Annotated in this window: 13 protein-coding genes; 9 read left to right on the forward strand and 4 right to left on the reverse strand. The window is 43.6% G+C overall.

The genetic code is table 11. From position 1 onward, the window contains the following. Positions 1-104: 104 nt before the first annotated feature. The 6 genes from ABIB39_RS15315 to ABIB39_RS15340 all read left to right on the forward strand — a co-directional run bounded on the left by ABIB39_RS15315 (position 105) and on the right by ABIB39_RS15340 (position 10,200). Positions 105-3,512, forward strand: a complete 3,408-nt coding sequence (locus ABIB39_RS15315) for a SusC/RagA family TonB-linked outer membrane protein (RefSeq protein WP_354431037.1) — start codon at positions 105-107, stop codon at positions 3,510-3,512. A 24-nt stretch (positions 3,513-3,536) separates the two neighbouring features. After that, entirely contained in the window at positions 3,537-5,039 is a 1,503-nt protein-coding gene (locus ABIB39_RS15320) for a RagB/SusD family nutrient uptake outer membrane protein (protein ID WP_354431038.1), read from the forward strand. A gap of 82 nt (positions 5,040-5,121) precedes the next feature. Continuing rightward, on the forward strand, positions 5,122-7,404 hold the full coding sequence (locus ABIB39_RS15325; RefSeq protein WP_354431039.1) for a GH92 family glycosyl hydrolase: 2,283 nt from the start codon (positions 5,122-5,124) through the stop codon (positions 7,402-7,404). Positions 7,405-7,420: 16 nt separating this feature from the next. Continuing rightward, positions 7,421-8,551 carry a Gfo/Idh/MocA family protein gene (locus tag ABIB39_RS15330; RefSeq protein WP_354431040.1) on the forward strand — a complete coding sequence of 377 codons (1,131 nt, stop codon included), beginning with the start codon at positions 7,421-7,423 and terminating at the stop codon, positions 8,549-8,551. A 188-nt stretch (positions 8,552-8,739) separates the two neighbouring features. Next, positions 8,740-9,651, forward strand: a complete 912-nt coding sequence (locus ABIB39_RS15335) for a polysaccharide deacetylase family protein (protein WP_354431041.1) — start codon at positions 8,740-8,742, stop codon at positions 9,649-9,651. Between the two features lie 342 nt (positions 9,652-9,993). Further along, positions 9,994-10,200 (forward strand): nuclear transport factor 2-like protein, encoded by a 207-nt coding sequence (locus ABIB39_RS15340; protein WP_354431042.1) that lies wholly within the window; start codon positions 9,994-9,996, stop codon positions 10,198-10,200. 94 nt (positions 10,201-10,294) lie between these two features. Here the strand turns inward: ABIB39_RS15340 and ABIB39_RS15345 are convergent, their stop codons facing one another. Both ABIB39_RS15345 and ABIB39_RS15350 read right to left on the reverse strand, forming a co-directional pair. Continuing rightward, complete coding sequence (locus tag ABIB39_RS15345) at positions 10,295-10,528, reverse strand: hypothetical protein (protein WP_354431043.1); 234 nt, start codon at positions 10,526-10,528, stop codon at positions 10,295-10,297. Between the two features lie 13 nt (positions 10,529-10,541). Further along, positions 10,542-10,931 carry a SpoIIAA family protein gene (locus tag ABIB39_RS15350; RefSeq protein ID WP_354431044.1) on the reverse strand — a complete coding sequence of 130 codons (390 nt, stop codon included), beginning with the start codon at positions 10,929-10,931 and terminating at the stop codon, positions 10,542-10,544. A gap of 128 nt (positions 10,932-11,059) precedes the next feature. Here ABIB39_RS15350 and queG point away from each other — a divergent pair, with 128 nt between their 5' ends. Continuing rightward, on the forward strand, positions 11,060-11,995 hold the full coding sequence (gene queG / locus ABIB39_RS15355; protein ID WP_354431045.1) for a tRNA epoxyqueuosine(34) reductase QueG: 936 nt from the start codon (positions 11,060-11,062) through the stop codon (positions 11,993-11,995). A 151-nt stretch (positions 11,996-12,146) separates the two neighbouring features. Here queG and ABIB39_RS15360 read toward each other — a convergent pair whose 3' ends face one another. After that, the gene (locus ABIB39_RS15360) at positions 12,147-13,160 is read right to left on the reverse strand and encodes an exonuclease domain-containing protein (RefSeq protein ID WP_354431046.1); all 1,014 of its coding nucleotides are present in this window, start codon (positions 13,158-13,160) and stop codon (positions 12,147-12,149) included. A gap of 119 nt (positions 13,161-13,279) precedes the next feature. On the opposite strand from ABIB39_RS15360, the gene ABIB39_RS15365 reads away from it, so the two are divergent. Both ABIB39_RS15365 and ABIB39_RS15370 read left to right on the forward strand, forming a co-directional pair. Next, entirely contained in the window at positions 13,280-15,250 is a 1,971-nt protein-coding gene (locus ABIB39_RS15365; RefSeq protein WP_354431047.1) for a DUF3858 domain-containing protein, read from the forward strand. Continuing rightward, entirely contained in the window at positions 15,250-17,157 is a 1,908-nt protein-coding gene (locus tag ABIB39_RS15370; protein ID WP_354431048.1) for a DUF3857 domain-containing protein, read from the forward strand. The genes ABIB39_RS15365 and ABIB39_RS15370 overlap by 1 nt, the downstream gene beginning before the upstream one ends. Here ABIB39_RS15370 and ABIB39_RS15375 read toward each other — a convergent pair. Then, the gene (locus ABIB39_RS15375; protein ID WP_354431049.1) at positions 17,154-17,276 is read right to left on the reverse strand and encodes a hypothetical protein; all 123 of its coding nucleotides are present in this window, start codon (positions 17,274-17,276) and stop codon (positions 17,154-17,156) included. The genes ABIB39_RS15370 and ABIB39_RS15375 overlap by 4 nt on opposite strands. Positions 17,277-17,310: the final 34 nt, after the last annotated feature.

Here is a 17,310-nt window from a genome sequence, read left to right on the forward strand (position 1 = left end):
ACCGGGAAGTGTTTCGACCCACTTTCCCGGCTAAAATGCCTGGGCCCCATAATCATGCAATCGACGAATTGAAAGTTAATGTTTAACCCAAACACAACAAACTTATGAATTTTAATTCTAAGGCTGTGCCTTTGGCATGGTCTAAACTATCCAAAATAATATTGGTTATGAAACTCACTGCCATTTTAATAATTGCAGCCCTTACCAATGTGAGCGCAAAGACATTCAGCCAGACTGTTTCCTTGCGCCAAAAGAACGCTTCTGTAGAAAAAGTTTTACGCCTTATTGAGAAACAAACAGGCTATCATTTCATGTATGATAAAAACGATGTATCAAAAGCAGGCGGCATCAATATCGATGTTGACAAAGTAAGCGTTGACCAGGCATTGGTTATCGCGTTTAAAGATCAGCCCCTCACCTACAAAATTTTCCAGGAAACTATTGTAGTAAAAAAGAAGGACGCTGATAACAACGCTGTTGAAATTAAAGCTGTTGACGTTACCGGTACCGTAAGTGATGCTAAAGGCCCCCTGCCGGGCGTAAACGTTAAGTTAAAAGGCACCACAACGGGCACTACTACGGATGTTAACGGTAAGTACAAGTTAACCGTACCGGAAGGTACCGGCACATTGGTGTTTAGTTTTGTAGGTTATACAACCCAGGAACAGCCAATTAACAACCGCACTGCTATTGATGTGGTTTTGGTGGAATCGCCAAAAGCATTAAGCGAGGTAGTGGTTGTAGGTTATGGCACTTCAAAACGTGTAGACCTTACCGGATCGGTAGGTAGCGTAGGCAGCAAGGCATTGCAGGAAAGGCCTCAAACCAATCTTGAGCAGGAGCTTGCAGGTAAAATTGCCGGCGTAAACGTATCCAGCAACTCGGGTGCACCGGGCGGCGCTACAAAAGTCCGCATCCGTGGTTATACGTCCCTTAACGCAAGCACAAACCCACTTTATGTGGTAGACGGCGTGGTTTGGACAGAAGGCGGTAACGCTATTAATCCAAATGATGTAGAGTCTATCGACGTGCTGAAAGATGCGTCATCAACCGCTATTTACGGTACACGTGGTGCAAACGGCGTTATTTTAGTTACCACTAAACGTGGGACAAGAGGCGGCGCGGGTACTGTTAGCTATGATAGCTACGTAAGCGTTAGCAAAATGGCTAAAAAACTGGATGTGCTTAATGCTAAAGAATTTTTAGCTATTGAAGATCTGGGCTACGCCAATATCCAAAAGTACGATCCTACGGGTTGGGCAGCAGGTAATTATGCATCTAAAGATCCAAAAGTTATCCGCACAGCGCTTATTGGTAAGCTGTTTGACGCTAACTTGCAACCACTTTATGACGTAGACTGGCAGGATGCCACTACCCGTACAGCGGTTAGCCAAAACCATAACCTGGGTTTTACCGGCAATAGCGAAAAAATGAACTACGGTTTCTTTTTAAACTATGCTGATGATCAAGGTATCATTCTTAATAGTTATTTAAAACGTTACAACGCGCGCTTAACATTTGATAACCAGATAAAATCATGGTTAAAAGTAGGCGCTACTTTAAACTACAACGCCCAGGAAGGCCGCGCGCAGGATAACGGCACAGGTGGTAATAACATACCACGTATGTTAGTGGAGATGCCTTCTATCATTCCTATCCGTTACCCTGATGGCAGCTATGGTAAACGTACCGACTACCCTAACCTTGAAGGTGGCGACAACCCGGTTGCACAGGCAAACGAGAATATTCAATTAACCAAAATTCGTGTATTTAGCGGCAACACTTATGCAAACATTAACATTTTGCCAAGTTTACAGTTCCGCAGTGTGTTGGGCGTTACTACATCAGCGAACTACTATCCAAGCTCGCAAACAGGTTTAGTGGGTGGTGCATCTGCAAGCCAGGATTACAGTTCGGCATCAATAAGCGAAGCCAACAATGTATTCTGGCAATGGTCAAACTACTTCACGTACGATAAAACCTTTGCGGGTATCCACAAGATAAACCTTGTAGCGGGTTTCGAGCGTCAAAACTTTAAACAAACAGGTTTTGGTGCATCAACCAGCACATTGTCAGATAATTTTTATAGTTATTACAACCTTGCCGCCGGACAAATCCCCGGCATCCCTACTTCAAACTATGATGCATGGCAAATGCAATCGTTTTTTGCGCGTTTAAATTATAATCTGAAAGAGAAATACCTGTTAACTGTAACAGGTCGCCAGGATGGTTCATCGCGCTTGGGTAAAAACACCAAAAACGGTTTCTTCCCTTCGGCAGCATTGGCCTGGAGGGCATCGCAAGAGTCATTCCTTAAGGATAACAAAACCATTTCTGACCTTAAATTCAGATTAAGCTATGGTTTAACCGGTAACACCGAAATTGGCGAATACCGTTCAACTGCCAACATCGAGACCACCCCTTATGTATTTGGTGGCGCGCAGGCTATTGGTACCCACCAAACCTCTATCGGTAACGAAGAACTTGGATGGGAGAAAAACTCTGAAGTAGATTTTGGTGTATCATTAGGTTTATTTAACAACCGTATTAACATCGAGGCTGACGCATTCCTGAAAAAAACACAAGCGTTATTACTTGATGCACCAATTCCACAATCGAGCGGTTTTGGAAGTGTTTTTAAAAACATTGGTAAATTGCAGAATAAAGGTATCGAACTTGCCATTAATACTACCAATATTAAGTCAAAAGACTTCACCTGGACATCTAACTTTAATATCACGTTCCTAAACACCAAGATCTTAGCGCTTGGCCAAAACAATGATGATATTTTCCTTTCTCCCGGTTTCTTATCAAACTTTAATCTGATGAGAGTTGGTTTATCACCGGGTAGCTTTTACGGTTACACCGTGTTAGGTACATGGAGCACATCAGAAGCCGCGCAGGCAGCCTCTTATAACGGCCTTAAGCCGGGTGACCTTAAAATAAAAGACCTGAACGGCGACGGAAAGATCACCGCGGATGACCGCGAGGTGCTGGGTAAATCAACCCCGGATGGCTTTGGTACATTCAGCAACAACTTCCGTTATAAAGGAATTGAGCTTGGTATCGAGTTACAGTTTAACTATGGTAACCAGATCATGAACCTAACCAAACACTCTGGCCAGGACCGTACAGGCCAGGCCAACAGCTATGCCACTGTATTAGATGCATGGACACCTGATCATCAAAACACATCAATAGCTGAAACCCGCCCTGCTTACGTAGGTTACCAAACTGAGATCTACTCAACTAAGGTAGAAAACGGCAATTTCATTCGCGGCAGGTCAGTTACTTTGGGCTACAACTTTTCTGACAACATCTTAAAACGTTTAAAAGTTAGCCGGTTAAGAGTTTACGCGCAAGCCCAAAACCTGTTCATCATAACCAAATACACAGGTTACGATCCGGAGGTTTCTACCTATAACGGTAGCAGCAATTTTACCCAGGGCATCCAGTTTTACGATTATCCAAAACCAAGGACATTCCTGCTTGGTGTAAATGTTAGTTTCTAATTAAACCATTTAATATATACTATTATGAAGTTTAACTTAAAAAAATACAGGGCCGGTATATTATTACTGATCCTTACAGCATCTGCAAGCAGTTGCAAAAAATACCTCGACGAAGAAAGGCGAGATAACTTTAATAACGAAAACTACTTTACCACAGCTTCGCAAGCGCAAACATTTGTAAACGGTATTTACTCATCGTTATACATGTTTCAAAATGGTGATGCTTACGGCGAGAGCCCGTTCATTACTTTAGAGCTTTTTGCAGGCCATGCAACAACGCTTGGGCAAAGTGTGAATAATAAGCAGGTAATAAACCAAACTACAAGCCCCACAAACCCGGGTTTTGAAACAGTGTGGTCAAACAGTTACGCAGCCATTGCAAATGCTAACGTAGCGCTTAAACGCATTCCCGCCATTACAATGCCGGATGCTGATAAGAAAAAATTGCTTGGCGAAGTTTACTTCATGAGGGCTTTCTTTTACTTTCATTTAGTAAGGTTATACGGCGATGTGCCATTGATAACAGAACCGGTTACCATCACCAGCGAAACCCTTTATCCTGAGCGTTCGCCTATCGCTTCTGTTTATGACCTGATCGTAGCAGACCTTAAAGCCGCTAAAGACTCAGGCTTACCCGATACCGAGCAAACCGGCCGTGTGTCGTTGGGTGCAGTGCGTACGTTATTAGGCAGTGTTTATTTAACTATGGCAGGTTATCCTTTGCAAAAACCAGAGAACTACGCGTTAGCTGCTGCAGAAGTGTTACCAGTTTTAACACAATACAGCTTATTTAACGATTATGCATTTTTGCATGATAACGCCCACAAAAATCAAGGCGAGCTGATCTTCCAGATCAATTACCTGGTGGGTGTTAAAGAAAACGCCATACCGCAGTTAACTATTCCTTTTAACTTACAAGTTGGTGCTTATGGCGATCACTTGGGCGCTATGCTCCCTACCACTCAATTTATTGCCAGCTACCCTGCCGGTGATAAACGCGCTAAAGAAAGAGAGTTTTTCTACAGCAGCTATCCGAAAGATAAAGACCCCTCAACAATAATTACGTTTGAGAAACCCGCGCTTTACAAATTTTTCCATGTAGAGAGTGCTTTAGGTAATGGTAAAAGTGACGAGAATTGGACGCTGTTCCGTTTACCCGAAGCCCAGCTAATTTACGCCGAAGCGCAAAACGAAGCAGACGGCGCCCCTAATGCGACAGCTATTGCCGCGCTCGAAGCTATCCGCGGCCGCGCACAACTTGCTCCGTACGGCGCTTTGTCTCAAACAGCGTTCCGCGAAGCAGTTTGGAAAGAACGTTATCTTGAACTTTGTTATGAGGATAAAGCCTATTTTGATATCCAGCGTACGCATAAGATCTACGTTGTACCAGGCGGTACATTTGCTGAAGCTACATCAACGGCAAATGAGCAGGGTATTACCATGAAATCTCAATATTACCTGTGGCCAATACCACAACGCGAAATTAGCACCAACCCTAAGTTGAAACAAAACGCCGGGTGGCAATAATTTTACAATATAAAAGACTGGCAATACCCGCCAGTCTTTTATATTTACGGCCGGTTTACATCTATTATACTTTAACTGACACATGAAAAAAAGATTTCTTTTTTTAAGTACCTTTTTGTTTGCAGCCTCTTCATTTGCACAGCAGGTAGCCAAAGTAACTGATCCGGTAGAATGGATCAACCCGCTGATGGGAACACAATCAAAATACGACCTGAGTAACGGCAATACCTACCCTGCCATTGCCTTACCATGGGGCATGAACTTCTGGACACCTACTACAGGTAAAATGGGCGACGGGTGGCAGTACACCTACGATGCCTACAAAATAAACGGCTTTAAACAAACCCACCAGCCATCCCCGTGGATGAATGATTACGGGCAGTTTGCTATTATGCCGGTAAGGGGCGAGTTGAAGGTTTCGCAAAAAGGCCGCGAAAGCTGGTTCTCGCACAAGGCAGAAATCGCTAAACCATATTATTACAGCGTTTACCTTGCCGACCATGATATTACTACCGAGATTGCCCCTACCGAGCGTAGCGCGCAATTCAGATTTACTTATCCCCAATCAAACAACTCGTACATTATTGTTGATGCGTTTGATAAGGGATCATACATAAAAGTTATCCCGGGCGAGAAAAAGATAGTTGGTTACTCTACCAAATACGCGCGCGGCCCGCTTAAAAACTTCAAAAACTACTTTGTTATATATGTAGATAAGCCAATTACCACGGCCCAGGTTTACAGCGATACCACACTTAAGGACGGTTTAGAACTTGATGCCAAGCACGCTATGGCTGTTATTGGTTTTAAAACTGCAAAAGGCGAAAAAGTAAACATGAAGGTAGCCTCATCATTCATCAGCATTGAGCAAGCTGAAATAAGCCTTAACAGGGAAGTAGGTAATGATAACTTCGACCAAACCAAGCAAAAAGCAAAAGATGTTTGGAACAAAACTTTAAGCAAACTTGCTGTTGAAGGTGGTTCGGTAGAGCAGGTAAAAACATTTTACTCTTGCCTTTACCGCATGCTGTTCTTCCCAAATAAAATGTACGAACTGGATGCCAAGAACCAACCAATACACTGGAGCGCGCAAAACGGCCAGATATTACCGGGCTACAAATTTGCAGGTACAGGCTTTTGGGATACCTTCAGGGCCTTATATCCGTTCCTGAACCTCGTTTACCCATCTATCAACAAAGAAATGCAAGCCGGATTGGTTAATGATTACAAAGAAGGTGGCTGGCTGCCAGAGTGGAGCAGCCCCGGTTACTCTGATGTAATGGTGGGCAACAACTCCGCCGCCGTAGTATCAGATGCTTACCTAAAAGGTGGCCGCGGTTACGATATCCAAACATTATATCAAGCCCTGTTACATGGCGCCAATAACGATGGCCCTGCTGCTACCGGCCGAGATGGTGTAAATTACTACAACACTTTGGGCTACGTACCTTATGATGTTAAAATAAACGAGAATGCTGCCCGTACATTAGAATATGCTTTTGACGACTTCACTATCTACAAATTGGGTAAGGCATTAAACCGCCCAACAACCGAAACGGAGATTTACCGCAAACGCAGCATGAACTACAAAAACCTGTTTGATGAAGAAACCGGTTTAATGCGTGGTAAAAATAAGGATGGAAAATTCCAGTCGCCGTTTAATCCGTTTAAATGGGGCGATGCCTTTACCGAGGGCAACAGCTGGCACTACACCTGGAGCGTTTTCCATGATATACAAGGCCTGGTTGACCTGATGGGTGGCAAACAAAAATTCAGTGCTAAACTGGATTCAGTTTTCAGTCTTCCCCCTATTTTTGACGATAGCTATTACGGTGAGGTTATCCACGAGATCCGCGAGATGCAGATAGCAGGCATGGGCCAGTACGCGCATGGTAATCAACCCATTCAACATATGACCTACCTGTACAACTACTCGGGCGAGCCATGGAAAACCCAATTGCACGTACGCGATGTGATCAACAAAATGTACCACTCGGCACCAGATGGTTACTGTGGCGACGAGGATAACGGCCAAACCTCTGCCTGGTACGTATTTTCGGCAATGGGCTTCTACCCGGTTACCCCATCCACAGACCAATATGTGTTAGGCGCGCCGCTCTTCAAAAAAGTGATCCTAACTTTAGAGAACGGCAAAACTGTTACTATCAACGCGCCAAAAAACAGTCCTGCAAACAGGTTTGTAACCAGCCTTACAGTTAACGGTAAACCATATACAAACAACTGGTTAAGCCACAAAGCGCTACAGCAGGGCCAGGTTTTAAACTTTGACATGTCGGCTGTGCCTAACAAGGCAAGAGGTACTAAAGCTGCAGACGTGCCTTATTCGCTGTCAAATGAGAAGTAATTCTATCATAAAATTCATGAAGCTTATAATGTGCCTGATACTTGTATCGGGCACATTTATGTCGGTTGCGCAGGTAACACCTACCATTAAACCTGTAACGCCAACAGCAACTGTTACGCCTGTTTTACTTAGCACCCAAAAGATAGGTATAGCAGGTTTGGCTCATGATCATGTACATAACATCCTTGGCGATTACCGCGACGGCAAAGTACTTATTGTAGGCATTGCCGAGGCTGATAAACAACTGCGTGCACGCTACCAAAAACAATACAACCTGCCCGATTCAATTTTTTTCGACGACCTAAAAAAATTGGTCGCCATCAAAAAGCCGGATGTGGTTTTGGGCTATAACCCGGTTGCCAAACACATCGACATTGTTGAGGTTTGCGCACCGCTGGGCATTTCGGTTATGGTAGAAAAACCTTTGGCAGCTACCCTTGCGCAGGCCAGCCGTATGGAATTTTTAGCTTTAAAATACTATATAAAGCTAATGACCAATTACGAAACCACGTGGTACCCATCTTACCAGCACGTGTACGATATAGCCAATATGGATAGCCTTGGGCAGATCCGCAAGATGGTGGTGCACGATGGGCACCAGGGGCCAAAAGAGATTGGTTGCAGTAAGGATTTTACCAACTGGCTTACCGACCCCGAAATGAATGGTGCAGGTGCCCTTAACGATTTTGGCTGCTACGGCGCCGACCTGATGACCTGGTTAATGAACGGGCAAAAACCCATTGCGGTTACGGCTGTAGCTCGCCATTTTAAACTACAAACCTACCCAAAGGTAGAGGATGATGCAACCATCATTGTAGAATACCCAACCGCGACAGGCATTATTGAGGCATCCTGGAACTGGCCATTCTCTATTAAAGATTTGGAAGTATTTGGGGATGAGGGATATATCCATGCTTTAGACAAGGACAATGTAATTACCCGGATAGATAAACATCCTACAACCACTACAGTTGCTCCGCCATTGTTAGCGCCAAATGACCACCCTATCTCCTATTTGCAACAGGTGGTAAATAACAGGCAGCGGGGTATCGCCGACAGGTCTTCACTTAAATATAATATGATAGTGATGCAGATACTGGATGCGGCCAAACGGTCTATTGCAGAAAATAAACGGATAGTACTTTAGTACTATCTTCGAAAATAAAGCCCGCTACTCGCGGGCTTTATTGCTTTTTGGAGCTAACAATGACGACGTTTTTTCACTAAAAACGACTTCGCTTTTCCAAAATACGTATTGTAATAAAATTTATTAACAGTTAATAAATCCCCTTTAGAATTATACTATTTTAGCGGCTTATAAATCATCATTCTTATATGTTAAAGCAATTTTCGGCAGTATTGCCACTTGTACTTTTGGGCATGGTATCGTGCCAGTCAAAACCAACATCGACAGATAAAACTACTGCCGATAGCGCTAAAACAACAACCGAAGAATCTGCATCGGCGCCGGTAAAACTGTCAACCACCCCTATCGATAAAGCTGCCATTTTAGCCCGTAAACAGGTGCCTATAGTTTGTTACCACCAAATCCGCGACTGGAAGGCAACCGACTCTAAAAACGCTAAAGATTACATTGTACAAATAGCTGCTTTTAAAGAGCACATGAAAATGTTGGCAGACAGCGGTTACCACACCATCCTGCCAGATCAATTGTACAATTACCTGGTGGCTGGTGCGCCGCTCCCTAAAAAACCCATCATGTTAACATTTGATGATACCGATGTTGATCAATTTACTATTGCCGCGCCCGAGATGAAGAAATACGGTTTTAAAGGTGTTTTCTTTGTGATGACGGTGTCTATAGGGCGCCCGCATTACATGACCACCGAGATGATCAAAAAATTATCTGATGATGGTAACGTAATATCAAGCCACACCTGGGACCATCACCGCGTAGACAAATACTCGCATAACTCTAACCTGGTGATCAAAGGCCTTAATGGTAAGATCACTAACCGCCCTGTTGACGACTGGGTTACCCAGATAGATAAGCCTACCAAAAAGCTGGAAGAAATTACCGGTAAAAAAATCCAGTACTTTGCCTACCCGTTCGGCGTTTGGAAAAAACCGGTATTGCCGGAGCTTGACAAAAAAGGCTTTAAAATAGCTTTCCAGTTAGCTGATAAACGCGACCCTGATTACCCGTTGCTAACAGTTCGCCGGATCTTGGATAGCGGTTACTGGAGCACCAAAACGTTTGGCAATAGCGTAAGAAATAGTTTCTAAACTTACAAACCGATATTTTAAACCCTCTTTTTCGTAACAGAAAAGAGGGTTTTCTTGTTCATATAAATTCTTATTTATAAAGGATGACAATTACCCTGCGCTCCTGTACATAACGTTGGCTACCGCTTTTACAGCCTGCACAATAAGCCCCAAACAAATGCAGTTAATCAAACCGAGATATCTAAACAGGTTATTAATGAGCATTTCCGTTACCTAAACGACCATGACCTCTAGAGCCTCGTTGCCCAATATGGCGATAAAGCCAAGATAACTACTACTGATTGGGATGGTGAAAGTATTGGCCCAAAAGGCGCCGATGAGATCTTCCACCAGGTATTGTATGTGTCGCCAGATGCCAGGTATTTGGTTGATAACACCATCAATACAGATTCGAGTGTGGTGGTGGAGTATGATGTGGTTGGCCTAAAAGAGAAAGCCGGCAGCCCCGTGCGTTACGATATCCACAGCGCCAGTATCTTTAAGATAAAAGATAACAAAATTGTTGGAGAGGCTACTTATTCAAATTCAAAGTTATATAATAACAGGTAGTGCCATCATAATATTTACACGGTATACCGAGAAGCAACAGCTACGTGGGATTTAAAACAAGAAAGCCTTTCCAAAATGGAAAGGCTTTTCTTTTTTATAAATTCTCGCCTGCGGGGCCCTGCCCTTTATTTGAAGGGTTTTCGTCTGACGGGTTCTCTAACTCTTCGTTATCATTGTCGGGTGTAACGGTCGGTATCTCTTTGGCAAGGTCGTTATTATCCGTTTCCTGCTTTAGGGTATCGTTACCTACATTAGCAACATTTCCTGCTGTATCATGATTCTGACCCTGGCCATTGGCTCTGTCAAATCCTTCTGGTTTATTTTCCATAATATATAAGTGGTTATTTAGATTCTACTGTTTCTTCTTCTTTAGCGGTTACAAAGGCAATGGCCTCATCCAGTTGATGTAAGCTATAACCTTTTGATTTGCCTGGCACAAAGTAGGTAAATGCGTTAGTAAACCATTGTACGCTTTTTTGGTCGCTCACTACGGCTATTTTGTTCCATTTGGTCAAGTTTTTCAGGCCCATTTTAATATCGTCCCACCAGGCACCGGCGGTCCAATTTTGCACGTCTGTTTCCAGTACAAGCAAGTAGTTGATCTCACCCTGTCGCGCCACTAGTTCTTCGATGCGGGGTAATAAAACGGTTTCCAGATCTTGTTTGGTCACCTCGCCTATGGCATGTATGCCAACTACGTGAGGTTCCAGGTCATTTATAAATTGTAGCATGATAGTTTCGTTTACGTAATCCTACCAAAAGCCATACCATTGTTTAAAAAGAAATTTATTTAATGCCTATTTAAAGCGCGCAAGAGCAGTACTATCTTCAAAACAATGGTTTATATTATCTTTGTGCCATGCAGCAAAACCTGTCGGCATATTCGCAAATGATAAAAACCGAGGCTAAAAACCTGGGCTTTTTGTTTTGCGGCATAGCGAGGGCAGCGTTTTTAGAAGATGAGGCCCCACGGTTGGAAAACTGGCTCAACAAAGGTATGCACGGCGAAATGAAGTACATGGAAAACTACTTCGATAAACGCCTGGACCCGCGTTTACTGGTAGATGGCGCTAAATCTGTTATCTCCCTTGGGCTAAATTATTATACCGATACCGCGCAGTTAGACCCATTGGCACCAAAGATCTCTAAATATGCTTACGGTGCTGATTACCATAGTGTAATTAAGGATAAGCTAAAACAGTTACTGGAGATCATTAACCAAAAAATTGGCGAGGTTGGCGGCCGGGCGTTTGTAGATTCGGCACCTGTTTTGGACAAGGCATGGGCTAAAAAAGCAGGCATGGGATGGGTTGGTAAAAACAGTAACCTCATTAGCAAGCAGGCAGGTTCATTCTTCTTTTTAGCAGAACTGATCATAGACATCGAACTGGAGTACGATATTGAGCCTACTGCCGACCATTGCGGCACCTGCACTCGCTGCATAGATGCCTGCCCTACCGATGCCATAGTTGGCCCTTATGTGGTTGATGGCAGCAGATGTATCTCATACCTCACCATCGAATTAAAGAACGAAATCCCTCAGGAGTTTAAAGGCAAAATGGATAACTGGATGTTCGGCTGCGACATTTGCCAGGACGTTTGCCCCTGGAACCGCTTCTCCGTCATCCACAGCGAACCTTCTTTTACTCCACACCCAGAACTTCACGGATTAAAAAAAGAGGACTGGGAGGAGATCACCACCGATGTCTTCCAAAAGGTATTTAAAAATTCGGCCGTAAAACGCACCAAATTTGAAGGTCTAACGAGGAATATTCAGTTTTTAAAAGAAATATAATTAATAACCGTTATTGCGAGGCACGAAGCAATCTTTTTAGGACGATTATACGCCATGCAAAACGGACTTGCTTAAAGAGATTGCTTCGTACCAATGACGCGAATGATGGAGGCGAGCGGAGAAACTAATCACTATTGCCTACCGCTAATCTCTATTTTCCTTTCCCAAACTTCATGGCCAGCTGTGCCAGCATATCTTCATCCACCGGTTTGGCGGGTTCTTCTTTCTTTTTAAATGGCTGCGCGTTTAGCTGCGGGCTGCTTTTTGGGCTATTGTTTTGGAAAGCAGGCTTTGGTGCTTGTTGCTGCGCGGGTGCTGCTGCAGGTTGCGCAGGTTTGGCTTGCTGGCGCTCGGCTACCCTTTTAGCGTTCCAGCGTTTGTAGATCTCTTCCAGCTTACGCTTGGTGTACAACGGAAAATCGCCCTGCATCATCCAGGAGTAGTAGCTTGGCTCTGCGGTAAGTACATCCTCTACCCTTTTACCTTTGTGCTTGCCAAAGTTTATGGTTTCTTCGCCTTGCTCGTTATAAACCATGCGGCCGGCAAAATCAACCGGGCGGCTTAGGTTTGTAAATTTGTGTAACGCCTCCACATCACCTACTACAGGTGTGCTTTTGTTGCCCTTTTTATCTTCCCACTCGTGGTTCTCGTAACGCTCTATCTGCGCAAGCAAAACTTCCATTGTTGCGCGGGTATCAGCCTCGGCCGAGTGCGCGTTGATGATCTGCTTATCGCAATAAAATTGGTACGCTGCCCTCAGGGTACGCTGCTCCATCTGGTGGAAAATGTTTTGCACATCCACAAAATGGCGGTTATCAAGGTCGAACTGTACGCCTGCGCGTAAAAATTCTTCCATCAGCATGGGTATATCAAACTTGTTAGAATTGTATCCCGCAAGGTCGCTATCCTGTATAAAATCGGCTATTTGCTGGCCAAGTTCATGAAACTGTTTTTCCTCTTTAATGTGCTCATCATAAATACCATGTACTAACGATGATTCTAAAGGGATGGGGATACCCGGGTGTACACGCAAGGTTAGTACATCCTCGCTGCCATCGGGGTTAAGTTTAATAACAGAGATCTCTACTATACGGTCGGCGCCAATATTGGTACCGGTAGTTTCCAGGTCGAAAAAGGCCAGGGGCCGTTTTAATTGTAATTTCATTTTTGCTTATCAGTAGTACAAAGGTGGTAAAACTCTTAAAATTATCGGCACACTATTTTTGGTGTAATATGTCGGGATAATTTCTTATTTTCAGGTCAAGAGAATACAACCTGAACTACATGAACAAATTTTTACTTAACCTGCTGGTATTCATTTCATTTGCAACACTGGCATCCGCTCAAGACTTCTCTTATGGTAAATTCACCATCGAGGATGTGCACCTTAAAAATTACAAAAACGATACATCAGCCCATGCTTTTGTACTAAACGAGTTCGGCTCATCACGCATTGATATTGCTGCCGATGATCACCTTAAGATTTTTTTTAAGTATCACACCAAAATAAAAATACTGGATACCAAGGGTTTTAATAAGGGCAACGTAGCTATCTCGTTTTATGATAGTGATGATACACACGATGAAGTTATTGATATTAAGGGCGTAACTACTTACACAGATGAAAACGGCGCGGTGCAAATCGCCGAACTGGAGCATTCTAAAATATACACCACTACCGATAATAAATATTGGAAAACCATGAAGTTTGCCATGCCAAACCTACGCCCCGGCTGTATAGTTGAATATACTTACACAAAATTGATACAAGGTTTTGGAAGGCTGCCGTCATGGGATTTCCAGGATGATATCCCAAAAGCATATTCTGAGTACGAAGTGCATATCCCAGCTTTTTGGACCTTTAACGCCATGATTCGCGGCCCTCTAAAACTCACCAAAAGCAAGGCCGATATTGAAAAGGAATGCTTTAGCAGCCACGGTTCTAAATGCGATTGTTCGTATTTAACTTATGGCATGGCCGATATCCCGGCATTTATCGAAGAAGATTTTATGACCTCGTCAAAAAACTTTTTGTCGGCCGTATATTTTAACCTGGAGGAATGGACAAACCCTTACAGCGGGGTAAAAATTAAAGAAACCAAGGAATGGAAGGACATCGATTACAATTTTAAACACGGCGATTACTTTGGCTCGCAGATAAAAAAGAATCTCCTAAATCCTTACATAGGCCCGGTAATAGCAGGCAAAACCACCGAGGTGGATAAAGCCGTAGCCATTTATCGATACATCCAAAAAAACATAAAGTGGAACGACATTTATTCCCGCGGCAGCGATGGTGTGAAAAAAGCCCTTGATAAGCACACCGGCGATGTAGCCGATATAAACTTAGCGCTGGTAGCCGCGCTAAATTCCGCGGGGATAAAAACGGATGCGGTTTTACTGTCCACACGTGGCAACGGTTTGCTAAACACGCTTTACCCGGTAGAGAATGAGTTTAACTATGTGATTGCCAAAACCACCATAGGTACCGAAACTTACCTGCTTGATGCTACCGACCCCCTGCTTCCGTTTGGGATGCTGCCGGTGAAATGCCTTAACGATAAGGGCCGTGTAATGAGCCTTGATAAGCCATCTTACTGGATAGACCTGGTTGCAAAACAAGCTCAAAACACCACAAGTAATTTAGACCTTACCTTGCAAGCCAACGGTAAACTTAAAGGTACTATCACCACCTATTCTATGGGTTACGCTGCTTACAACAAGCGGAAAGAGATCAAAAAATTCAACACCGCCGACGAATATGTAGAAAACCTCGACGAAAAACTGGTGCGGACGAAGATCCTGAAATCGACCCTTACCAATGTAGATAGCCTTGATAAACCACTTGGCGAGATCTACGAGGTAGAGATTGACGTGTTTGACAACCTTAACCATAACCGCCTGGCGTTTAACCCGGTTTTGTTTGACAGGCATACCACCAATCCTTTTAAATTGCAGGAGCGCACATACCCGGTAGATTGGGGCGTATCATCAAACGACAGGTACACCCTAACCATGGCACTACCCGCGGGCTATGCAATTGAAAGTTCACCGCAACCTGCAGGTGTAGCACTTCCTAATAACGGCGGTAAATTTTTAACGGAGTTTAGCGGCGCCGATAATGTATTCACTTATTCTAATGTCATACAGTTCACCAAATCTGTTTATGCGCCCGAAGAATACCCGTATCTGAAGGAATTATACAATAAAATAATATCATCTGAAAAGGCCGAGATAGTGATCAGAAAAAAGTGATGAAAAAGGTTTTCACAGTACTGTTTTTATTAGGATGCGCCATTGGGTCGAGTGCACAGTCAAGTTATGAAGTAAGCAAAATCCCGAAAGAGCTGCTGCCCTATGCAAGCGCCATTATCCGCGATGAAAATATTTATACCCAGGTTGATGGCGGCAACACACTGTACCATATTAAAAAAGCCATTACTGTATTAAACAAAAATGGCAACGACCTTGCACATATTGTAGTTTGGTACGATAAAAGCAACGTGATAAAAGGCATTAAAGGCACTGTTTATGATGAGTTTGGCAAGCTTAGCAGCAAATTCTCTGAAAAGAACTTCGAAGACCAGGACGCCTCTAACGATTTCTCGTTATTTGAAGATTCGCGGGTGAAGCATTATATCCCGTCTATTGGCTCATATCCTTACACCATTGAGTATGAGTATGACCTTAAATCAAAACAAACTTTAAACATCAGGGATTGGAAGCCTAACCCATACCCGGGTTTGGCGGTAGAAAAAAGCTCGTACACATTTGCTTGCAAGCCCGATTTTACAATCAGGTATAAAGAAATTAACATGCCTGCAAAAATGGTAGCTGGCTATACCAAAGATGGAATTAAAACCTACACCTGGCAGCTAAACAATCTTAAAGCTGTACGTAACGAACCCTATAGCCCTATCAAAGACACCTACCTGAGCACCGTAAAGATAGCCCCAAAAAGCTTTGTTTACGCAGGCATCAGCGGCAGTTTCATCAACTGGGAGCAACTTGGCCGCTGGAATTATGAGAAGCTATTAGCCAACAGGCAGGCACTTCCCCCCGCTACCATTGCACAGGTAAAAGAACTTACCAAAGGCATTACCGATGTTAAGCAAAAGGCAAAAAAGATCTACGAATACATGCAGGGTAAAACCCGCTACATAAGTGTACAGGTGGGCATCGGCGGCTACCAACCATTTTTAGCAGGCGATGTAGACAGGCTTAGCTATGGAGATTGTAAAGCCCTGGTGAATTATACGCAGGCACTGCTAAAAGCGGCGGATATTCCATCCTGGTATTGCGTTGTAGAGGGCGATAACTCCAAAATAAGTATGCTTGATGATTTTGCCAGTATGGGCCAGGGTAACCATGTGATACTATGCATTCCTTTAAAAAACGACACCACATTTTTGGAGTGCACCAACCAAAAGATCCCCTTTGGCTTTTTGGGCGACTTTACCGATGACCGCACTGTGCTGGCCTGCACACCCGAAGGCGGCAAACTGATACATACACCCAAATATACCGCGGCTGAGAACTTGCAAACCCGCAAAGCCAACCTTGTAATTACAGCAGATGGCGAACTTAGCGGCAACATGGTTACCATATATAAAGGCACGCAATACGATAATCCCGAAAGTTTAGTTGACGAAACGGCGAAAGAACAAGTAAAGGCACTGCAAAAGATGTACCCGCATATCAGCAACCTTAATGTAGAAAAACTGGACATTAAGCAGGATAAAAAAGAAATGCCCGTAGCTATGGAAACAATCCAACTAAGCGCCCGCGATTTTGCATCGGCAGATAACGGGAAGCTTTACTTTTCGCTTAACCCGGTAAACCGCAGCGGCAGTATCCGCGATGTGCGCAACCGTACAAATCCTGTTTATATTAATCGTGGTTATGTAGATGAGGATGAAATAGTTTACACCCTGCCCGCAGGTTACAAACCCGACATGGAGCCGCTTAATGTAAGCATGAGTAAAGCATTCGGTAAATTCAAGATGAGCACTGTATTTGCGGATGGCAAGCTAACCTTTAAGCGCCGTGTGGAACTGATTGATGGAACCTATACTAAAGAAACCTATCCCGACCTGGTAACTTTTTACCAGGAGATTGCCGATACCGACAATTACAACATGGTGCTGGTGAAAAGCAATTAACTAAATATAATGATACCCAAGATTATACCCACTATCATGATCACATATAATAGGATCTCGTTACCGGCGTAACGCTTATATTTAGTCCAGAAAGAGTAATCGTTTTTAGGCTCTGCCATCGGCACAAAAATATCAATTATAATTTAAGCAATG

The sequence above is a fragment of the Mucilaginibacter sp. UYP27 genome (assembly GCF_040547175.1).
Classification (GTDB): Bacteria; Bacteroidota; Bacteroidia; order Sphingobacteriales; family Sphingobacteriaceae; genus Mucilaginibacter.

Bases quoted from the DNA above. Each gene is read 5' to 3' on its own strand.
- ABIB39_RS15315 (WP_354431037.1), top strand. From the start codon at position 105: ATGAATTTTAATTCTAAGGCTGTGCCTTTGGCATGGTCTAAACTATCC.
- ABIB39_RS15320 (WP_354431038.1), top strand. From the start codon at position 3,537: ATGAAGTTTAACTTAAAAAAATACAGGGCCGGTATATTATTACTGATC.
- ABIB39_RS15325 (WP_354431039.1), top strand. From the start codon at position 5,122: ATGAAAAAAAGATTTCTTTTTTTAAGTACCTTTTTGTTTGCAGCCTCT.
- ABIB39_RS15330 (WP_354431040.1), top strand. From the start codon at position 7,421: ATGAAGCTTATAATGTGCCTGATACTTGTATCGGGCACATTTATGTCG.
- ABIB39_RS15335 (WP_354431041.1), top strand. From the start codon at position 8,740: ATGTTAAAGCAATTTTCGGCAGTATTGCCACTTGTACTTTTGGGCATG.
- ABIB39_RS15345 (WP_354431043.1), bottom strand. From the start codon at position 10,528: ATGGAAAATAAACCAGAAGGATTTGACAGAGCCAATGGCCAGGGTCAG.
- ABIB39_RS15350 (WP_354431044.1), bottom strand. From the start codon at position 10,931: ATGCTACAATTTATAAATGACCTGGAACCTCACGTAGTTGGCATACAT.
- queG (WP_354431045.1), top strand. From the start codon at position 11,060: ATGCAGCAAAACCTGTCGGCATATTCGCAAATGATAAAAACCGAGGCT.
- ABIB39_RS15360 (WP_354431046.1), bottom strand. From the start codon at position 13,160: ATGAAATTACAATTAAAACGGCCCCTGGCCTTTTTCGACCTGGAAACT.
- ABIB39_RS15365 (WP_354431047.1), top strand. From the start codon at position 13,280: ATGAACAAATTTTTACTTAACCTGCTGGTATTCATTTCATTTGCAACA.
- ABIB39_RS15370 (WP_354431048.1), top strand. From the start codon at position 15,250: ATGAAAAAGGTTTTCACAGTACTGTTTTTATTAGGATGCGCCATTGGG.
- ABIB39_RS15375 (WP_354431049.1), bottom strand. From the start codon at position 17,276: ATGGCAGAGCCTAAAAACGATTACTCTTTCTGGACTAAATATAAGCGT.